The organism is Streptomyces sp. CB01249 (assembly GCF_001905735.1).
Classification (GTDB): Bacteria; Actinomycetota; Actinomycetes; order Streptomycetales; family Streptomycetaceae; genus Streptomyces.
This window is the reverse complement of record NZ_LISW01000003.1, coordinates 439,680-458,490: the sequence shown is the minus strand read 5'-3', so window position 1 is coordinate 458,490 and position 18,811 is coordinate 439,680. Positions and strand designations below refer to the sequence as shown.

The 18,811-nt window shown below is 72.4% G+C and carries 13 protein-coding genes; all 13 read left to right on the top strand.

What is annotated here, in order from left to right; genetic code table 11:
• The first annotated feature begins 16 nt into the window (after positions 1-16).
• Positions 17-2,182 (top strand): penicillin-binding protein 2, encoded by a 2,166-nt coding sequence (gene mrdA, locus AMK18_RS17790; RefSeq protein ID WP_073863518.1) that lies wholly within the window; start codon positions 17-19, stop codon positions 2,180-2,182.
• A complete protein-coding gene (gene rodA, locus AMK18_RS17785) occupies positions 2,182-3,372 on the top strand; it encodes a rod shape-determining protein RodA (protein WP_018103195.1) in 1,191 nt (396 codons plus the stop codon). The genes mrdA and rodA overlap by 1 nt, the downstream gene beginning before the upstream one ends.
• Positions 3,373-3,404: 32 nt before the next feature.
• On the top strand, positions 3,405-4,919 hold the full coding sequence (locus AMK18_RS17780) for a CYTH and CHAD domain-containing protein (RefSeq protein WP_073863517.1): 1,515 nt from the start codon (positions 3,405-3,407) through the stop codon (positions 4,917-4,919).
• Positions 4,920-4,969: 50 nt separating this feature from the next.
• Positions 4,970-6,895, top strand: a complete 1,926-nt coding sequence (locus tag AMK18_RS17775) for a TIGR03960 family B12-binding radical SAM protein (protein ID WP_073863516.1) — start codon at positions 4,970-4,972, stop codon at positions 6,893-6,895.
• 87 nt (positions 6,896-6,982) lie between these two features.
• Positions 6,983-8,200: a hypothetical protein gene (locus AMK18_RS17770; protein WP_073863515.1), complete on the top strand. Its 1,218-nt coding sequence runs from the start codon at positions 6,983-6,985 to the stop codon at positions 8,198-8,200.
• Positions 8,201-8,321: 121 nt separating this feature from the next.
• Positions 8,322-9,104, top strand: a complete 783-nt coding sequence (locus AMK18_RS17765; protein WP_018103199.1) for a TIGR03936 family radical SAM-associated protein — start codon at positions 8,322-8,324, stop codon at positions 9,102-9,104.
• 230 nt (positions 9,105-9,334) lie between these two features.
• On the top strand, positions 9,335-13,507 hold the full coding sequence (locus AMK18_RS17760) for an Rne/Rng family ribonuclease (RefSeq protein ID WP_073863514.1): 4,173 nt from the start codon (positions 9,335-9,337) through the stop codon (positions 13,505-13,507).
• A gap of 99 nt (positions 13,508-13,606) precedes the next feature.
• On the top strand, positions 13,607-14,497 hold the full coding sequence (galU, locus tag AMK18_RS17755) for a UTP--glucose-1-phosphate uridylyltransferase GalU (RefSeq protein ID WP_073863513.1): 891 nt from the start codon (positions 13,607-13,609) through the stop codon (positions 14,495-14,497).
• A gap of 77 nt (positions 14,498-14,574) precedes the next feature.
• Complete coding sequence (locus AMK18_RS17750; protein ID WP_018103202.1) at positions 14,575-15,327, top strand: phosphocholine cytidylyltransferase family protein; 753 nt, start codon at positions 14,575-14,577, stop codon at positions 15,325-15,327.
• A complete protein-coding gene (locus tag AMK18_RS17745) occupies positions 15,315-16,376 on the top strand; it encodes an iron-containing alcohol dehydrogenase family protein (protein ID WP_018103203.1) in 1,062 nt (353 codons plus the stop codon). The genes AMK18_RS17750 and AMK18_RS17745 overlap by 13 nt, the downstream gene beginning before the upstream one ends.
• Positions 16,377-16,573: 197 nt before the next feature.
• Positions 16,574-16,894, top strand: coding sequence for a 50S ribosomal protein L21 (rplU, locus tag AMK18_RS17740; protein WP_014045903.1), 321 nt, complete (start codon positions 16,574-16,576; stop codon positions 16,892-16,894).
• Positions 16,895-16,908: 14 nt separating this feature from the next.
• Positions 16,909-17,166, top strand: coding sequence for a 50S ribosomal protein L27 (gene rpmA, locus AMK18_RS17735; RefSeq protein WP_018103204.1), 258 nt, complete (start codon positions 16,909-16,911; stop codon positions 17,164-17,166).
• A gap of 138 nt (positions 17,167-17,304) precedes the next feature.
• Complete coding sequence (obgE, locus tag AMK18_RS17730) at positions 17,305-18,744, top strand: GTPase ObgE (RefSeq protein WP_073863512.1); 1,440 nt, start codon at positions 17,305-17,307, stop codon at positions 18,742-18,744.
• Positions 18,745-18,811: the final 67 nt, after the last annotated feature.

Below are 18,811 nucleotides of genomic sequence, written 5' to 3'. Positions count from 1 at the left end.
CCACCGGGGGCGCCCCGTGAGCAACATCCCCGAGACGGGCCGCACCCAGCGCGTCCAGATCCGGCTGATCGTCATCCAGGTCCTCGTCTTCTCGCTGCTCCTCACCCTCGGCGGCCGCCTCTGGTACCTCCAGATCCGCAACGGCCAGGAGTACTCGGACGAGGCGAAGAACAACCACGTGCAGCAGGTCGTCCAGCCCGCCGCCCGCGGCTCCATCCTCGACGCGCGGGGCGTCCCGCTCGCCGACAACGAGACCCGCCTCGTGGTCTCCGCCAGCCGCACCGAGCTGCTGAAGATGGCCGACGACGGCAAGGCCGTGCTGACCCGGCTCGCCGACGTCCTCGACATGAAGCCGAAGGACGTCTTCGACAAGGTCCGGCTCTGCGACGCCAAGACCCCGCAGCCCTGCTGGAACGGTTCGCCCTACCAGCCGATCCCGGTCACCGACGAGGCCACCACCCAGCAGGCGCTGACGATCCGCGAGCGCGCCGAGGACTTCCCCGGCATCACCGCGGAGCCCACCGCCGTACGCCGCTACCCGGCGCCCGGCAAGGCCAACACCGCCCAGGTCCTCGGCTACCTCTCGCCCGTCACGGACGAGGAGATCACCAAGGCCCAGGACAGCGACTCGCCGTATCTGCGCTCCGACATGGTCGGCCGCTCCGGCCTGGAGCGCACGTACGACAAGGAGCTGCGCGGCAAGGCGGGCGTCACCCGCTACGAGGTCGACAACCTGGGCCGGGTCATCGGCCAGGCCAAGAACGACGAGGCGGAGGCCGGCGCCAGCGTCGTCACCTCGATCGACGCCCGCGTCCAGGCCGTCGCCGAGTACGAGCTCAACGAGGCCATGAAGGCGGCCCGCAAGGAGTTCGACACCAACACCGGCGAGAACTACAAGGCGGACTCCGGGGCCGTCGTCGTCATGGAGGCCAAGACCGGCCGGGTCGTCTCCATGGCCTCCCTGCCCAACTACGACCCGAACTCCTGGGTCGGCGGCATCTCCGCCAAGGACTACGCCAAGCTCACCGGCAAGAGCAGCAACTTCCCGCTGCTGAACCGGGCCATCCAGGGCCAGGCCGCCCCCGGCTCGATCTTCAAGGTCATCTCCTCGACCGCCGCGGTCAACGCCGGATACCCCTTCGACGGCCACTACCCCTGCCCCAGCTCGTACTCCATCGGCGGGCAGACCTTCAAGAACTTCGAGTCCCAGGGCTACGGCGACATCACCATCGGCCGCGCCCTGGAGGTCTCCTGCGACACCGTGTACTACGGCATCGCGCACAAGGAGTGGGCGAAGGACGGCGGGAACAACCCGAAGAAGCACCCCAACGACTGGTTCTACAAGACCGCCCACCAGTTCGGCCTGGGCAAGGAGACCGGCATCGACCTCCCCAACGAGGTCAGCGGCCGCGTCCCGGACCGCGAGTGGAAGAAGAACTTCGCCAAGGCCAACCACGACGCCTGGTGCAAGCAGGGCAAGAAGGACGGCACGTACGTCGAGAAGATCGCCTACGAGAACTGCCTCGAAGGCGACAAGATGCGCGCCGGTGACTCCGTCAACTACTCGATCGGCCAGGGCGACACGCTCGTCACCCCGATCCAGATGGCCACCATCTACGCGGCCATCTCCAACGGCGGCACGCTCTACGACCCCACCATCGGCAAGGCGATCGTCAGCGGCGACGGCAAGACCGTCCAGACGATCGCGCCCAAGTCGCACGGCAAGCTGCCCTTCACCAAGAAGACGCGCAACCAGATAGACGAAGCCCTCGCGGGTGTTGCGACCCGCGGTTCGGCCGCCTGGCGATTCGGCGGCTGGCCGCAGGACAAGATCCCGATGCACGCCAAGACGGGTACCGCCGAGGTCTACGGCAAGCAGACGACCTCCTGGTTCGCCACGTACACCAAGGACTACTCGATCGTCATGACGATCTCCCAGGGCGGTACGGGTTCCGGCGCGTCCGGGCCCGCCGTCCGCAACATCTACAACGCGCTCTACGGGCTCGACGCCACCGGCAAGCAGGACCTCAAGAAGGCCCTCCTGCCGACGCCGCAGAAGGGGCTTCCGAAGATCCAGACGGACGGCACCATCGACGCCCCGACGATCAAGCCGTACAACCCCGCGTCGGACAAGCCCGCCACCGAGCAGACGCTCGCCGCGGTGCTGGGGAGGCGCGACTGATGGCCGGATTCTCCGTCCCGCGCTACGGCCCCGAGCGGTCCGGCTGGGGCCGGCTCATGGCCCGCGACTCCGTCGTGCGCCGGCTCGACTGGCCGCTCCTCGGCGCGGCGGTCGCGCTCTCCTTCATCGGCTCGCTGCTGGTCTGGTCGGCGACCCGGGGCCGCGACTCGCTGACCCACGGCGACCCGTACTACTTCCTCTTCCGGCACGCGCTCAACACCGGCATCGGCATCGCGCTGATGATCGGCACGATCTGGCTCGGCCACCGCACGTTGCGCGGCGCGGTGCCCGTCCTGTACGGCCTGTCCGTGCTCCTCGTACTGGCGGTCCTCACCCCGCTGGGCGCCACCGTCAACGGCGCCCACGCCTGGATCCTGCTGCCCGGCGGCTTCTCCATCCAGCCCTCCGAGTTCACCAAGATCACCATCATCCTGGGCATGGCGATGATCCTCGCCGCCCGGGTGGACGCGGGCGATCAGGTCCACCCCGACCACCGGAGCGTCGCCAAGGCCCTCGGCCTCGCTGCGCTCCCCATGATCATCGTCATGGGGATGCCGGACCTCGGCTCCGTCATGGTCATGGTCATCATCGTGCTCGGGGTCCTGCTGGCCTCCGGCGCGTCCAACCGCTGGGTCTTCGGACTCCTCGGCGCGGGCGTGGCCGGGGCGGTCGCCATCTGGCAGCTCGGCCTGCTGGACGACTACCAGATCGCCCGCTTCGCCGCCTTCGCCAACCCGGCGCTCGACCCGGCAGGCGTCGGCTACAACACCAACCAGGCCCGCATCGCGATCGGCTCCGGCGGACTGCACGGCACCGGGCTCTTCCAGGGCACCCAGACCACCGGGCAGTTCGTCCCCGAGCAGCAGACCGACTTCGTCTTCACGGTCGCCGGCGAGGAGCTGGGCTTCCTCGGCGCCGGGCTCATCCTGGTGCTGCTCGGCGTCGTCCTGTGGCGCGCCTGCCGCATCGCCCGCGAGACCACCGAGCTGTACGGCACGGTCGTCGCCGCCGGGATCATCGCCTGGTTCGCCTTCCAGTCCTTCGAGAACATCGGCATGACGCTCGGCATCATGCCGGTCGCCGGACTCCCGCTGCCGTTCGTCTCCTACGGCGGCTCCTCGATGTTCGCCGTCTGGGTGGCCATCGGCCTGCTCCAGTCGATCCGGGTGCAACGGCCGATAACGGCCTGAGCGGTTTCCCCGGGGAGCGTTACGTTCGATACATGGCGGACTCCAAGCGCGAGATCGAGCGGAAGTACGAAGCCACCGACGCCACCCGGCTGCCCGACCTGGGCCGGGTGGCGGGCGTCGGGTCCGTCGCGCACGAGGGCGTCATGGAGCTGGACGCCGTCTATTACGACACCGAGGACCTGCGCCTCGCCGCCGGAAACGTCACCCTGCGCCGCCGCACCGGAGGCTCCGACGCCGGCTGGCACCTGAAGCTCCCCGTCGCCGACGGCGTCCGCGACGAGATCCGGGCCCCGCTCTCCGGCCACGTACCGGCCCGCCTCACCGCCCTGATCCGCTCCCGGGTCCTCGACGCCCCCGTCGTCCCCGTCGTCCGGCTGGTCTCCGCCCGGGACGTCCACGTACTGCTGGACGACGACGGCGCCCCGCTGGCCGAGCTCAGCGTGGACGAGGTCCGCGCGGAGCGGCTGCCCGGCGGCGACCGCACCGCCGCCTGGACCGAGATCGAGGCCGAGCTCGCCGACGACGGCGACCCCGCCTTCCTCGACACCGTCGGCCGCACGCTGGAGGAGGCCGGCATCCGGCCCGCCACCGCCCCCTCCAAACTGGCCCGCGCCCTGGCGGAGACGGGGTCCGCCCCGGCGCGCCCCCGGGAGGACGAGCCGCGCACCGCCGGTGACCACGTCCTCGGCTACGTACGCCGCCAGGCCGAGGCGATCGTCGCGCTCGACCCGGCCGTGCGGCGAGGGCTGCCCGACTCCGTGCACCGGATGCGCGTCGCCACCCGGCGGCTGCGCAGCGCCCTGCGCACGTACCGCCGCGTCCTGGACCGCGAGGCCACCCGCCCCCTGGGCACCGAGCTGAAGTGGCTCGCGGGGGAGCTGGGGGTCGACCGTGACCAGGAGGTCCTGGACGCCCGGCTGCGCGCCCGGCTCGACGCGCTGCCCCGCCCCCTGGTCATCGGGCCGGTCAGGGCGCGGCTGCGGCTCTGGTCGGCGGCGGGCCGCAGCGGTTCGCGCCGGCGCACGACCGCCGTCCTGGACTCCGCGCGCTATCTGGACCTGCTGCGCGCCCTGGAGGCCCTGCTCGCCGCCCCGCCGCTGCTGCCCGGCGCCACCGCCGCGCCGGGCGACGAGCTGGCCCGCGCGGTCCGCAAGGACCACAGGCGCCTCGCCGGGCGGGTGGCGCACGCCCTGGAGCAGGCGCCGGGGCCGGAGAGGGACGCCGCGCTCCACAGCGCCCGCAAGGCCGCGAAACGGGCGCGGTACGCCGCGGAGGCCGCCCGACCGGCCCTGGGGAAGCCCGCGAAGAAGGCGGCCAAGCGGCTCAAGGCCGTGCAGAGCCTCCTCGGCGACCACCAGGACGGCGTCGTCGCTCGCGGAACCCTGCGCGCCCTCGCCGTACAGGCGCACGCGGCGGGGGAGCCGTCGTTCACCTGGGGACTGGTGTACGGGCGCGAGGAGGCGGTCGCCGCCGCGACCGAGCGCGAGCTGCCCGGGGTGTGGCACCGGGCGCACAAGGCCCGTATCCGGCGGGCACGGGGACACTGAGCAGCGAGGTACGCTGGATGGTCACCCCTGCCGGCTCTCGAAAGTTCGCGATGTCTGTCGATTCGGTCTTCCCACAGCTCGAAGCTCTGCTCCCGCATGTGCAGAAGCCCATCCAGTACGTCGGCGGTGAGCTGAACTCCACCGTCAAGCCGTGGGACGAGTGCGACGTCCGCTGGGCACTGATGTACCCGGACGCGTACGAGGTCGGGCTGCCCAACCAGGGCGTCATGATCCTGTACGAGGTACTCAACGAGCGCCAGGGCGTCCTCGCCGAGCGCACCTACAGCGTCTGGCCGGACCTCGAAGCGCTGATGCGCGAGCACCACGTGCCGCAGTTCACCGTGGACAGCCACCGCCCGGTCAAGGCGTTCGACGTCTTCGGGCTCAGCTTCTCCACCGAGCTGGGCTACACCAACATGCTCACCGCCCTGGACCTGGCCGGCATCCCGCTGGCCGCCAGGGACCGGGACATCGACGACCCGATCGTGCTCGCGGGCGGCCACGCCGCGTTCAACCCGGAGCCGATCGCGGAGTTCATCGACTGCGCGGTCATCGGCGACGGCGAGCAGGCGGTCCTGGAGATCACCGAGATCGTCCGCGCCTGGAAGGCCGAGGGCCGCCCCGGGGGCCGCGAGGAGGTCCTGTTCCGCCTCGCGAGGACCGGCGGCGTGTACGTCCCCGGCTTCTACGACGTGGAGTACCTCCCGGACGGCCGCATCGGCCGCGTCGTACCCAACAAGTCGGGCGTGCCGTGGCGCGTGTCCAAGCACACCGTCATGGACCTGGACGAGTGGCCGTACCCCAAGCAGCCCCTGGTCCCGCTCGCCGAGACCGTCCACGAGCGGATGTCCGTGGAGATCTTCCGCGGCTGCACCCGCGGCTGCCGTTTCTGCCAGGCCGGCATGATCACGCGCCCCGTGCGGGAGCGAAGCATCACCGGCATCGGCGAGATGGTGGAGAAGGGCCTCAAGGCGACCGGCTTCGAGGAGGTCGGCCTGCTCTCGCTGTCCTCCGCCGACCACACCGAGATCGGTGAGATCGCCAAGGGCCTCGCGGACCGCTACACCGAGGACAAGATCGGTCTCTCGCTGCCGTCCACCCGCGTGGACGCGTTCAACGTGGACCTGGCCAACGAGCTGACCCGCAACGGCCGCCGTTCCGGTCTCACCTTCGCCCCCGAGGGCGGCTCCGAGCGCATGCGCAAGGTCATCAACAAGATGGTCTCGGAGGAGGACCTGATCCGCACGGTCGCCACCGCCTACGGCAACGGCTGGCGCCAGGTGAAGCTGTACTTCATGTGCGGTCTGCCCACCGAGACCGACGAGGACGTCCTCCAGATCGGCGACATGGCGGTCAACGTCATCGCCAAGGGCCGTGAGGTCTCCGGCCAGAACGACATCCGCTGCACGGTCTCCATCGGCGGTTTCGTGCCCAAGCCGCACACCCCGTTCCAGTGGGCGCCGCAGCTCAGCGCCGAGGAGACGGACGCCCGCCTCGGCAAGCTCCGGGACAAGATCCGCGGCGACAAGAAGTACGGCCGCTCGATCGGCTTCCGCTACCACGACGGCAAGCCCGGCATCGTGGAGGGCCTGCTCTCGCGCGGCGACCGCCGGGTCGGCTCCGTCATCCGCGCGGTCTACGAGGCCGGCGGCCGGTTCGACGGCTGGCGCGAGTACTTCAGCTACGACCTGTGGATGAAGAGCGCCGAGGCGACCCTGCCGGAGTTCGGCGTGGACGTCGACTGGTACACCACCCGCGAGCGGACCTACGAGGAGGTCCTGCCCTGGGACCACCTGGACTCGGGCCTCGACAAGGACTGGCTCTGGGAGGACTGGCAGGACTCGCTGGACGAGACCGAGGTCGAGGACTGCCGCTGGACCCCGTGCTTCGACTGCGGGGTGTGCCCCCAGATGGACACCAGCATCCAGATCGGCCCGACCGGCAAGAAGCTCCTGCCGCTGACGGTCGTGAAGTGAGCCGCGAAGTGATCGCGGGCGTGTGACAGCTCGGTGACGAGGCCCGGTCCGGGAAACCCCGGACCGGGCCTTCGCGTCATGAGGTGCATGGAACAGGGAAAGCACCGGAAGCCGTCTGAGTACGGCGCCCACCAGGCGCCCGCGCACTACGAGGGCGGCGACGGCTGCCTCACCGCGGTGATTCGGGTCCCGGTCCGGATCGTGGTGCTCCTGGTCGTCCTGCCGGTTCGCATGGTCTGGGACGCCCTGGTCGTCACCGCCCGGGCCGCCGAACGGGTGCTGTTCCGCCCGCTCGGACGCGCCCTGGCCTGGCTCTTCGACGTGCTGGTGGTCGTCCCGGCGGGGTGGCTGTGGCGGTACGTGTGCGTCCCGTTGGGACACGCCCTGTTCTGGCTGGCCCGCGCGGTGTTCGTCTGGCCGTGGGTCGCGCTCTGGCGTTACGTCGTGGTGCCCGTGGTCCGGTACGGGATCGTGCTGCCGCTCCAATGGGCGTACGCGCAGCTGCTCATCCCGCTCGGACACGGGCTGCGGTGGCTGTACCGCGAGGCGCTGGTCCCGGCGGTGCGGTGGCTGGGCTCGGCCCTGAAGTGGCTGCTCGGCATCCTGTTCGTCCTGCCGGTGGTGCTGCTGTGGCGGTACGTCCTGGTGCCCGTCGGGCTCGCCGTCGCCTGGCTGGTCCGGTACCTCGTGGTGATCCCGCTCGTCTGGGCGTACCGCGCCGTCCTCACCCCGCTGGGCCATGGCATCGCGTGGACGCTGGAGCTGGTGATCCGGGGGATCGAGGCGTTCTTCCGGGGCATCGGGATCGCGCTGCGGTGGCTCGTCGTGGTGCTTCTCGTCACGCCCGTCGTCTGGGTGTACCGGCGCGTCCTGACCCCGGTCGGCCGGGAGATCGCCGCCGCCCTCGGCATCGCCTGGCGGGTCGCCGGATACCTCTCCCGGGCGGTCGGCCGGGCGCTCGCCTGGCTCGCCCGGAACCTGATCGCCGCGCCGGTGCGCTGGGCGTACCGCACGGTGTGCGTCCCGGTCGGGCACGTCGTGCGCGACGCCTTCCTGGCACCCGTCGGGCGGGCCCTGCGCGCGGTGGGCCGCACGGCCCGCCAGACGCTGCGCACGGCCCGGGAAACGGTGCGCCGGGCCAGGCGCGACGCCTGGCGCGCCCTGGTCGGCGCGCCCGCCGAACCCGAGCCCGGGGAACCCGGAAGCCCCCTTGCGCGTACTCTGGGTAGTGCAACGACCGTGCCCAGCGCGGCGCCAGGACCAGAGTTTTCCCCGCTTCCGGAGAAATCCGCACAGCAGGGGTGAGCCGGACCGGGCCCCCGGGCCACCCGTATTTCGAGGGCGGCGCGCCACCGCGCCCGCCCCGCACCGAGGAGAAGAACCACTGGGCAAGCGACAGCCCGAAGGCCCGCCGCCCGCACCGGCGGTGCAGCGCATCCGACTGCGCTACACCAAGCGCGGCCGCCTCCGGTTCACCAGCCACCGCGACTTCCAGCGTGCCTTCGAGCGGGCGCTGCGCCGCTCCCAGGTGCCCATGGCCTATTCGGCGGGCTTCACCCCCCACCCCAAGGTGTCGTACGCCAATGCCGCCCCCACCGGTACGGGCAGCGAGGCCGAGTTCCTGGAGATCGCCCTCACCGAGCCCCGCGACCCGGGTGTCCTGCGTGAGCTGCTCAACGACTCCATGCCGGACGGCCTGGACATCACGGACGCCGTCGAGGCCCGCACCTCGGGCCTGGCCGACCGGCTGACCGCCTCCGTCTGGGAGATCCGCCTCGACGGGGTGACCCCCGAGGACGCGGAGAAGGCCGTGTCCGCCTTCAACGCGGCGGAGACCGTCGAGGTCGAGCGCCGTACGAAGAACGGCATGCGGACCTTCGACGCCCGTTCCGCCGTGGTCGACCTCCAGACCCTTGAGCTTCCGGCTGATAGGTCCGGTGACAGGGCCTGTGCGATACTGCGGCTGGTTGTTCGGCACGTGACACCTGCCGTTCGGCCTGACGACGTCCTGTCCGGTCTCCGCGTTGTGGCCGACCTGGCGCCGCCGGTCCCCGCAGCGGTGACCAGGCTGGCGCAGGGGCTCTTCGACGAGGAGTCCGGCACGGTGACCGACCCGCTCGCGCCCGACCGCGAGGCAGCCCCGGCCGCATCAACCACGGCCACCGGGACCGCCGTCGCGACGGCGCCGGAAGGTGCAGGTTCCGCGTAAGGCGGTCGTTGTAGCGCAGCCCTCGTGCTCGGGAGCCACCTGGGCCGGGCCGCGCACTGACCCATAAGACTTTCGCCAGGCCGTCCGCACACCGCGTACGGAACCGGCGAGCCAAGATTCAGCTCCCGTGCGGCGCCCGCGCCCCGGACGGCGGTGCCGCGGCCACCCGCGGACCGAGCCGGACCGGAATCAGGTGCGGCGCCCGGGAGCGCGACGGGAGAAACGCCCGCATGCCCCAGCCGAACGAACCCGGCACCGCCGGGAACGCCGAAGACAACAACACCCCCGGGGACAAGCTCCCCCCGCGCCGCAGGCGCCGCGCCGCCTCCCGCCCCGCCGGTCCGCCGTCGGGCGGGGCGCAGGCCGCCGCCGACGCGTCGGCCATACCGGCCGTTGACGCCGCAGAGTCCCCGAGCACGGAGCCGGCCGCCGAGGCCGCCCCCGCCCGCCCCCGCCGCCGCGCGGTCCGCAAGGCCACGTCCCCGGCCGGTGCGCCGAAGGCCGCCGAGCAGGCCGACACGGTGGAGCCCGTGACCGCCGAGCCGGCCGCCGCCGAGCCCGTCGCGGAGGCGCCCGCCGAGCCCGTCGCCGAGGCTCCCCGCCGCCGTCGTGCCGTTCGCAAGGCCACGTCCCCGAGCGGTGCGCCCAAGGCCGCCGAGCCGGTCGAGATCGTTGAGGAGGCCCCCGTCGTGGAGAGCCCCGAGCCCGCCGCCGAGAGCGCCGCTCCGGCGCGCCCGCGCCGCCGCGCCGTACGCAAGGCCACGTCGCCCGCCGGTGCGCCGAAGGCCGCCGAGCAGGCCGAGCCCGCCGAGATCGTCGAGGAGACCCCCGTGGCGGAGCCCGTCGCGGAGGCGCCCGCCGAGCCCGCCGCCGAGGCCCCCCGCCGCCGCCGTGCCGTCCGCAAGGCCACGTCGCCCGCCGGTGCGCCGAAGGCCGCCGAGAGCGTGGCGGAGGCCGAGGAGACCCCGGAGGCCGCCGCCGAGGCCGCCCCTGAGCCCGCCGCCGAGCCCGCCGAGGCCCCGCGTGGCCGTACCCGCCGCAGGGCCTCCGCCCCGGCCGGTGCCCCGCAGGCCGCCCCGGTGGAGCCCGTCGCCGAGGCCGAGGAGGCCGACGAGGTCACCGAGGCGGCCCAGGCCCCCGAGCCCGTCGCCGAGGCCCCCCGCGGCCGCCGCCGCGCGACGCGCCGTGCCTCGTCCCCGGCCGGTGCGCCGAAGGCCGCCGGCGAGCAGCCCGCCGAGACCCAGACCGGTGAGAGCCTGCCCGAGGCCGCCGTGGAGGAGCTGGCCGCCGAGCCCGTCGAGGTCGAGGAGGCCGCCCCGCGCGGCCGTCAGCGCCGCCGGGCCACCGCCGCCGCCGGCCGCCCCGAGTTCACCGCCGAGCCGGAGGAGCCCGCGCGCCGAGGCCGTCGGGCCGCCCGCCCGGCCGTCGCCGTCTTCCAGGCGCCGGTCTTCGCCGAGCCGATGTTCCAGACCCCGGAGACCGCGGCAGCCGCCGCGGCCGCCTCCTCGCACGAGGAGCCCGAGGACGAGGCCGCCCCGGTCCGCGAGGAGGCGCCCGCGCCCGCCGAGACCGCGTCGCAGGGCGGTTCGCGCCGCCGTCGCCGCCGTCGCGGTGAGGCCGCCGAGGCCGACACCACCGAGACCGTGACCGCCGCCCCGGCGCAGGAGCAGGCCGAGGACGAGCAGGAGCCGGAGGCCGCCGCCGAGGCCGAGCAGGACGGCGAGGACAACGACGAGTACGGCGACCGCCCGTCGCGCCGCCGTCGCCGGGGCGGCCGTCGCCGCCGCCGGGGCGAGGCCGCCGAGGACGAGGGCGCCGAGCAGCAGACGGACGACGAGCACGCCGACCGGGCCGAGGACGAGCCCGAGGCCGCCCAGGAGTCCGCCGACGAGGCGGACGACGAGGACGACGAGCGCGAGTCCGGCGCCTCCGGATCGAGCAGCAGCCGCCGTCGCCGGCGCCGCCGTCGTCGCAGCGGTGACGCGGTGGCCGAGGGCGAGAACGGCTCGGACGACCCGGAGCGCACCGTCGTCAAGGTCCGCGAGCCCCGCAAGAAGGAGGAGCGGGAGCCCGGTACCGGCTTCGACGAGGTCCAGTCCATCAAGGGCTCGACCCGCATGGAGGCCAAGAAGCAGCGCCGCCGCGAGGGCCGCGAGCAGGGCCGCCGCCGGGTGCCGATCATCACCGAGGCCGAGTTCCTGGCGCGCCGCGAGGCCGTCGAGCGCGTCATGGTCGTCCGCCAGAGCGGCGAGCGCACCCAGATCGGCGTCCTCGAGGACAACGTGCTCGTGGAGCACTACGTCAACAAGGAGCAGGCCACCAGCTACGTCGGCAACGTCTACCTGGGCAAGGTCCAGAACGTGCTGCCGTCCATGGAGGCCGCCTTCGTGGACATCGGCAAGGGCCGCAACGCCGTCCTGTACGCCGGTGAGGTCAACTTCGAGGCGCTGGGCATGGCCCACGGGCCCCGCCGTATCGAGACCGCGCTCAAGTCCGGCCAGTCCGTCCTGGTGCAGGTCACCAAGGACCCGATCGGCCACAAGGGCGCCCGCCTGACCAGCCAGGTCTCGCTGCCCGGCCGCTACCTGGTCTACGTGCCCGAGGGCTCGATGACCGGGATCAGCCGCAAGCTGCCCGACACCGAGCGCGCCCGGCTCAAGACCATCCTCAAGAAGATCGTCCCCGAGGACGCGGGCGTCATCGTGCGCACCGCCGCCGAGGGCGCGAGCGAGGACGAGCTGCGCCGTGACGTCGAGCGGCTCCAGCAGCAGTGGGAGGACATCCAGAAGAAGGCGAAGAGCACCGGCAGCTCCAACGCGCCGACGCTCCTCTACGGCGAGCCGGACATGACCGTCCGGGTCGTCCGGGACATCTTCAACGAGGACTTCTCCAAGGTCATCGTCAGCGGTGACGACGCGTGGGAGACCATCCACGGCTACGTCTCGCACGTGGCGCCCGACCTGACGGACCGGCTGTCGCGGTGGACCTCCGAGGTCGACATCTTCGCGACGTACCGGATCGACGAGCAGCTGATGAAGGCACTGGACCGCAAGGTCTACCTGCCGAGCGGCGGCTCGCTGGTGATCGACAAGACCGAGGCGATGGTCGTGGTCGACGTCAACACCGGCAAGTTCACCGGCCAGGGCGGCAACCTGGAGGAGACGGTCACCAAGAACAACCTGGAGGCGGCCGAGGAGATCGTGCGCCAGCTGCGGCTGCGCGACCTCGGCGGCATCGTGGTGGTCGACTTCATCGACATGGTGCTGGAGTCCAACCGGGACCTGGTGCTGCGGCGCCTGCTGGAGTGCCTGGGCCGCGACCGTACGAAGCACCAGGTCGCCGAGGTCACCTCGCTGGGCCTGGTCCAGATGACTCGCAAGCGGGTCGGCCAGGGGCTGCTGGAGTCCTTCTCCGAGACCTGCGTCCACTGCAACGGCCGCGGTGTCATCGTCCACATGGAGCAGCCCGCGTCCGCGGGCGGCGGTGGCGGCGGCAAGCGCTCGAAGAAGCGGCGCGGCGGCGGTCAGGACCACGACCACGGCCACGAGCACGACCAGGCCCAGGAGCACACCGAGGCCGAGACCGAGGCCGAGGTCGCCGCGGAGGTCGCCGCACCGGTGGCCCTGCCCGAGCCCGAGTTCGTCCCGGACGAGGAGCTGTACAGCAGTGCCGCCGAGGCCGAGGCCGCCGTCGCACGCGGCCGCGGCCGCCGCCGGGCCACCCGCAAGGCATCGGCCCCGGCCGGCGCCCCGAAGACCTCCGCCGCCCCGGTGGAGGAGATCGTGGCCGAGCCGGTCGCCGAGCCCGTGGCGGCCCCGGAGCCGGTGGCCGAAGAGGCTCCCGCCGAGGCCCCGCAGGGCCGGACGCGCCGCCGGGCGACCCGGAAGGCGACCGCCCCGGCGGGCTCCCCGGCCCCGGCCGAGGCGACCGTGACCGAGGCGGCCCCGGCGGAACCGGCCGAGCCCGCACCGGCCGCCGAGCCCGTCGCGGCCCCCGACCCGGTGGCCGCCGAGGACCCGGTGGTCGAGGCGTCGCACGCCGAGGCCCCGGCCGAGGAGCAGGCCGCGCCGCCGCGTGTCCGGCGCCGCGCCACCCGTAAGGTCAGCGCGCCCGCCGGTTCCCCCGCGGGGGCCGAGGACGCCGCGGTCGTCGTGGTGGAGACCCCGGAGGTCACCGAGGCCCCCGAGGCGTCGGCGGAGCCCGAGGCCGAGGCTGCCCCGGCCAAGAAGGCGGCCCGCAAGACCGCTAAGAAGGCCACGGCCAAGAAGGCGGCGGTCAAGAAGACCGCGGCCAAGAAGACGGCCGCGAAGAAGACGACGGCCAAGAAGGCGGCGGCGAAGAAGACGGTGGCGGCGGAGCAGCAGACCGCCCCGGCCGTCACGGCCACGGCCGACGAGGACTGATCCGCCTCACGTGACACGGTCCGGCCGGTCCCCCTCCCGGGACCGGCCGGGCCGCGTCCCGGCGCCGGGCCCTCCCGCCCCCGACACGAAAGCCCCCACATGCGCAAGATCCAGAAGGCCGTCATACCGGCCGCCGGGCTCGGTACCCGGTTCCTGCCGGCGACGAAGGCGACTCCCAAGGAGATGCTGCCGGTCGTGGACAAGCCCGCGATCCAGTACGTCGTGGAGGAGGCCGCCGCCGCGGGGCTGAACGACGTCCTGATGATCACCGGGCGCAACAAGCGCGCGCTGGAGGACCACTTCGACCGGAACTACGAGCTGGAGTCGGCGCTGACCCGCAAGGGCGACGCCGAGCGGCTGGTCCGGGTCCAGGAGTCGAGCGACCTCGCGACCATGCACTACGTCCGCCAGGGCGACCCGCGCGGCCTCGGCCACGCCGTCCTGTGCGCGGAGCCCCATGTGGGCGACGAGCCCTTCGCGGTGCTCCTCGGCGACGACCTGATCGACCCGCGCGACCCGCTGCTGACCCGGATGACCGAGGTCCGGGCGCGCGAGGGCGGCAGCGTCGTCGCGCTGATGGAGGTGGCGCCCGAACAGAGCCACCTCTACGGCTGCGCGGCGGTGGAGCCCACCGCCGAGGACGGCATCGTCCGGGTCACCGGGCTGGTCGAGAAGCCGGAGCCGGGCGACGCGCCCAGCAACCTCGCGGTCATCGGCCGCTATGTCCTGGACCCCGCCGTCTTCGCCGTGCTGCGCGAGACCGAGCCGGGCCGGGGCGGCGAGATCCAGCTGACCGACGCGCTCCAGCAGCTCGCCGCCGACGAGAAGCTCGGCGGCCCGGTGCACGGCGTGGTCTTCCGGGGCCGGCGCTACGACACCGGCGACCGCGGCGACTATCTGCGGGCCATCGTCCGCCTCGCCTGCGAGCGCGAGGACCTGGGCCCGGACTTCCGCAGCTGGCTGCGCGCCTACGTGGCCGCGGAGCTCTGACCCGCCCGCCGGGCCCCGTACCCCCGATCCCAGACACCCGTACCACCGCACCGCAACACCGCACCGAGGAGAACCCCATGATCGGCATGATTCTGGCCGCCGGCGCCGGCCGTCGTCTGCGTCCCTACACCGACACGCTGCCCAAGGCGCTCGTGCCCGTCGGCCCCGAGGGCGACGAGGAGAGCCTGACCGTGGTCGACCTGACGCTCGGCAACTTCGCCGAGGTCGGCCTGACCGAGGTCGCGATCATCGTGGGCTACCGCAAGGAGGCCCTGTACGAGCGCAAGGCGGCGCTGGAGGCCAAGTACGGCGTCAGCATCACGCTGATCGACAACGACAAGGCCGAGGAGTGGAACAACGCCTACTCCCTGTGGTGCGGCCGGGACGCCCTCAAGGACGGCGTCATCCTCGCCAACGGCGACACCGTGCACCCGGTCTCCGTCGAGAAGACCCTGCTGGCCGCGCGCGGCGACGGCAAGAAGATCATCCTCGCCCTCGACACGGTGAAGTCCCTCGCCGACGAGGAGATGAAGGTCGTCGTCGAGGACGGCAAGGGCGTGCGCCGGATCACCAAGCTGATGGACCCGGCCGAGGCCACCGGTGAGTACATCGGCGTCACCCTCATCGAGGGCGACGCGGCCGAGGAGCTGGCCGATGCGCTGAAGACCACCTTCGAGCGAGACCCGGACCTCTACTACGAGGACGGCTACCAGGAGCTCGTCAACCGCGGCTTCAAGGTCGACGTGGAGCCGATCGGCGACGTCAAGTGGGTCGAGATCGACAACCACGACGACCTCGCCAAGGGCAGGAAGATCGCGTGCCAGTACTGACCCGGCTGATACCCGCGCCGGTCGTCGTGGACATCCGGGCCGGGGCTCTGGCGGATCTGGCGGGCGTGCTCGCCGATCAGCGGATCTCCGGCTCGGGGAAGCTGGCGGTCGCGATCAGCGGGGGTTCCGGCCGGGCCCTGCGGGAACGGCTCACGGACAGCCTGCCGGGCGCCTCCTGGTTCGAGGTGGGCGGCGGCACGCTGAACGACGCCGTGAAGCTCGCCGAGGCCATGAAGTCCGGGCGGTACGACGCCGTGGTCGGCCTCGGCGGCGGCAAGATCATCGACTGCGCCAAGTTCGCCGCGGCGCGCGTCGGGCTGCCCCTGGTCGCCGTGGCGACGAACCTGTCCCACGACGGGCTGTGCTCCCCGGTCGCGACGCTCGACAACGACGCGGGCCGGGGCTCGTACGGAGTGCCGAACCCGATCGCGGTGGTCATCGACCTCGACATCATCCGCGAGGCTCCCGTCCGCTTCGTGCGGTCCGGGATCGGGGACGCGCTGTCCAACATCTCCGCCGTGGCCGACTGGGAGCTGGCCCACCGGGTCAACGGCGAGGACATCGACGGCCTGGCCGCCGCGATGGCCCGCCAGGCCGGCGAGGCCGTGCTGCGCCACCCGGGCGGCCTGGGCGACGACGCGTTCCTCGGGGTGCTGGCGGAGGGCCTGGTGCTCACCGGGATCTCGATGTCGGTGGCCGGTGACAGCCGCCCGGCCTCCGGCGCCTGCCACGAGATCAACCACGCCTTCGACCTGCTCTTCCCGCAGCGGGCCGCCAGCCACGGCGAACAGTGCGGGCTCGGCGCGGCGTTCGCCATGCATCTGCGCGGCGCCGTCCAGGAGTCCGTGCGCATGGCCCAGGTGCTGCGGCGCCACGGGCTGCCGGTCACCGCCGAGGACATGGGTTTCGACGTGGACGAGTTCGTCCGGGTGGTCGCGTTCGCGCCGAAGACCCGGCCGGGGCGCTACACGATCCTGGAACACCTGAACCTGTCCGAGGACGGCATCAGGGACGCGTACGCCGAGTACGTCAGAACCACCGCGGTCTGAGGGGCCAGGGCCCGGTTTGACCGGCTGTGCCGGGCCCCGTAACCTTGACCGTCGGCGTTTGTTCGCCACACCTCTGAGCACCGACCTCCCGCTCGTACGGGAGAGGCCGCTCGTCCACTCCGGATCATCACGGGTCCCCGGACCCGTGTGAGCGGCTGGCATCAGGGGTTTCCGCTTCGAGTGAGAGTGAGATCCGCGTGTACGCCATCGTGCGCAGCGGTGGCCGCCAGCACAAGGTTGCTGTCGGCGACATCGTTGAGGTTGACAAGATTTCCACCGCCAAGGTTGGCGACACGGTAGAGCTCTCTACCCTGCTCGTTGTCGACGGCGACGCCGTGACCAGCGACCCGTGGGTGCTCGACGGCATCAAGGTCCAGGCCGAGGTCGTGGACCACCACAAGGGCGCGAAGATCGACATCCTTCGCTACAAGAACAAGACCGGCTACCGCCGTCGCCAGGGTCACCGCCAGCAGTACACGGCGATCAAGGTCACCGGTATTCCCGCGGCTGCGAAGTAAGGGACTGAGAACACATGGCACACAAGAAGGGCGCATCGTCCACCCGGAACGGGCGCGATTCCAATGCTCAGCGGCTCGGCGTGAAGCGCTTCGGCGGCCAGGCCGTCAACGCCGGTGAGATCCTGGTCCGCCAGCGCGGCACCCACTTCCACCCGGGCACGGGCGTCGGCCGCGGCGGCGACGACACGCTGTTCGCCCTCGCCGCCGGTGCGGTCGAGTTCGGCACGCACCGTGGCCGCAAGGTCGTGAACATCGTTCCGATCGCCGGCTGAATTCCCGGCGCTCGTAGAGCGGTATGACGTGGAGGCGGACCTCACTTCCCGAGGAGGGAAGTGGGTCCGCCTTTCGCGTGTTGCCCTTACGGGGGCGAGCGAAGTTTTTCCGCAGGTATGCAACTGGAGGTTCCATCCATGACCACCTTCGTGGACCGCGTCGAACTGCATGTCGCCGCGGGTAACGGAGGCCACGGCTGTGCCTCCGTTCACCGTGAGAAGTTCAAGCCGCTCGGCGGTCCGGACGGCGGCAACGGCGGCCGCGGCGGCGATGTGACCCTGGTCGTGGACCAGTCCGTCACCACGCTCCTCGACTACCACCACCACCCCCACCGCAAGGCCACCAACGGCCAGCCCGGCGGCGGCGACCACCGCACCGGCAAGGAGGGCCAGGACCTGGTCCTTCCCGTCCCGGACGGCACCGTCGTCCTCGACCGCCAGGGCAATGTGCTCGCCGACCTCGTCGGCCAGGGCACCACCTTCGTCGCGGGCCAGGGCGGCCGCGGCGGCCTCGGCAACGCCGCGCTGGCCTCCGCCCGCCGCAAGGCCCCCGGCTTCGCGCTGCTCGGCGAGCCCGGCGAGGCCCGCGACATTGTCCTGGAGCTCAAGACCGTCGCCGACGTGGCCCTCGTGGGCTACCCGAGCGCCGGCAAGTCCTCGCTGATCTCGGTCCTCTCGGCCGCGAAGCCGAAGATCGCGGACTACCCCTTCACCACCCTCGTCCCGAACCTGGGCGTGGTCACCGCCGGTGAGACCGTCTACACCATCGCGGACGTCCCCGGCCTGATCCCGGGCGCCAGCCAGGGCAAGGGCCTCGGCCTGGAGTTCCTGCGCCACGTCGAGCGCTGCTCGGTGCTCGTCCACGTACTGGACACGGCGACGCTGGAGTCCGACCGCGACCCGGTCTCCGACCTCGACACGATCGAGGAGGAGCTGAAGCTGTACGGCGGTCTTGAGGACCGGCCCCGCATCGTCGTCCTCAACAAGATCGACATCCCGGACGGCCAGGACCTGGCGGACATGATCCGCCCCGACCTGGAGGCGCGCGGCTACCGCGTCTTCGAGGCGTCCGCCGTCGCCAGGACCGGGCTCAAGGAGCTGTCGTTCGCCCTCGCCGGCATCATCGCCGAGGCGCGCGCCGCCAAGCCGGTCGAGGAGGCCACCCGCATCGTCATCCGGCCCAAGGCCGTGGACGACGCCGGATTCACCGTCACCCTGGAGGAGGACGGCATCTACCGGGTGCGCGGCGAGAAGCCGGAGCGCTGGGTGCGCCAGACCGACTTCAACAACGACGAGGCCGTCGGCTACCTCGCGGACCGGCTGGCCCGGCTCGGTGTCGAGGACCAGCTGCGCAAGGCCGGGGCCCGGGCGGGCGACGGCGTGGCGATCGGCGCCGAGGACAACGCGGTCGTCTTCGACTGGGAGCCGACCGTGACCGCCGGTGCGGAGATGCTGGGCCGCCGCGGCGAGGACCACCGCCTGGAGGAGCCGCGTCCGGCCGCTCAGCGCCGCCGCGACCGCGAGGCGGAGCGCGACGAGGTCGCCGAGGAGTACCGGGACTTCGACCCGTTCTCGTAAGCACGTGGAACGGCCGCGGGCCCGGTCCCTTCCGAACGGTGGAAGGGGCCGGGCCCGCAGTCGTTTC

Excerpts from the sequence above, each read along its gene's own strand:
- rodA (WP_018103195.1), top strand. The coding sequence starts at position 2,182 with ATGGCCGGATTCTCCGTCCCGCGCTACGGCCCCGAGCGGTCCGGCTGG.
- AMK18_RS17780 (WP_073863517.1), top strand. The coding sequence starts at position 3,405 with ATGGCGGACTCCAAGCGCGAGATCGAGCGGAAGTACGAAGCCACCGAC.
- AMK18_RS17775 (WP_073863516.1), top strand. The coding sequence starts at position 4,970 with ATGTCTGTCGATTCGGTCTTCCCACAGCTCGAAGCTCTGCTCCCGCAT.
- AMK18_RS17770 (WP_073863515.1), top strand. The coding sequence starts at position 6,983 with ATGGAACAGGGAAAGCACCGGAAGCCGTCTGAGTACGGCGCCCACCAG.
- AMK18_RS17760 (WP_073863514.1), top strand. The coding sequence starts at position 9,335 with ATGCCCCAGCCGAACGAACCCGGCACCGCCGGGAACGCCGAAGACAAC.
- galU (WP_073863513.1), top strand. The coding sequence starts at position 13,607 with ATGCGCAAGATCCAGAAGGCCGTCATACCGGCCGCCGGGCTCGGTACC.
- AMK18_RS17750 (WP_018103202.1), top strand. The coding sequence starts at position 14,575 with ATGATCGGCATGATTCTGGCCGCCGGCGCCGGCCGTCGTCTGCGTCCC.
- rpmA (WP_018103204.1), top strand. The coding sequence starts at position 16,909 with ATGGCACACAAGAAGGGCGCATCGTCCACCCGGAACGGGCGCGATTCC.
- obgE (WP_073863512.1), top strand. The coding sequence starts at position 17,305 with ATGACCACCTTCGTGGACCGCGTCGAACTGCATGTCGCCGCGGGTAAC.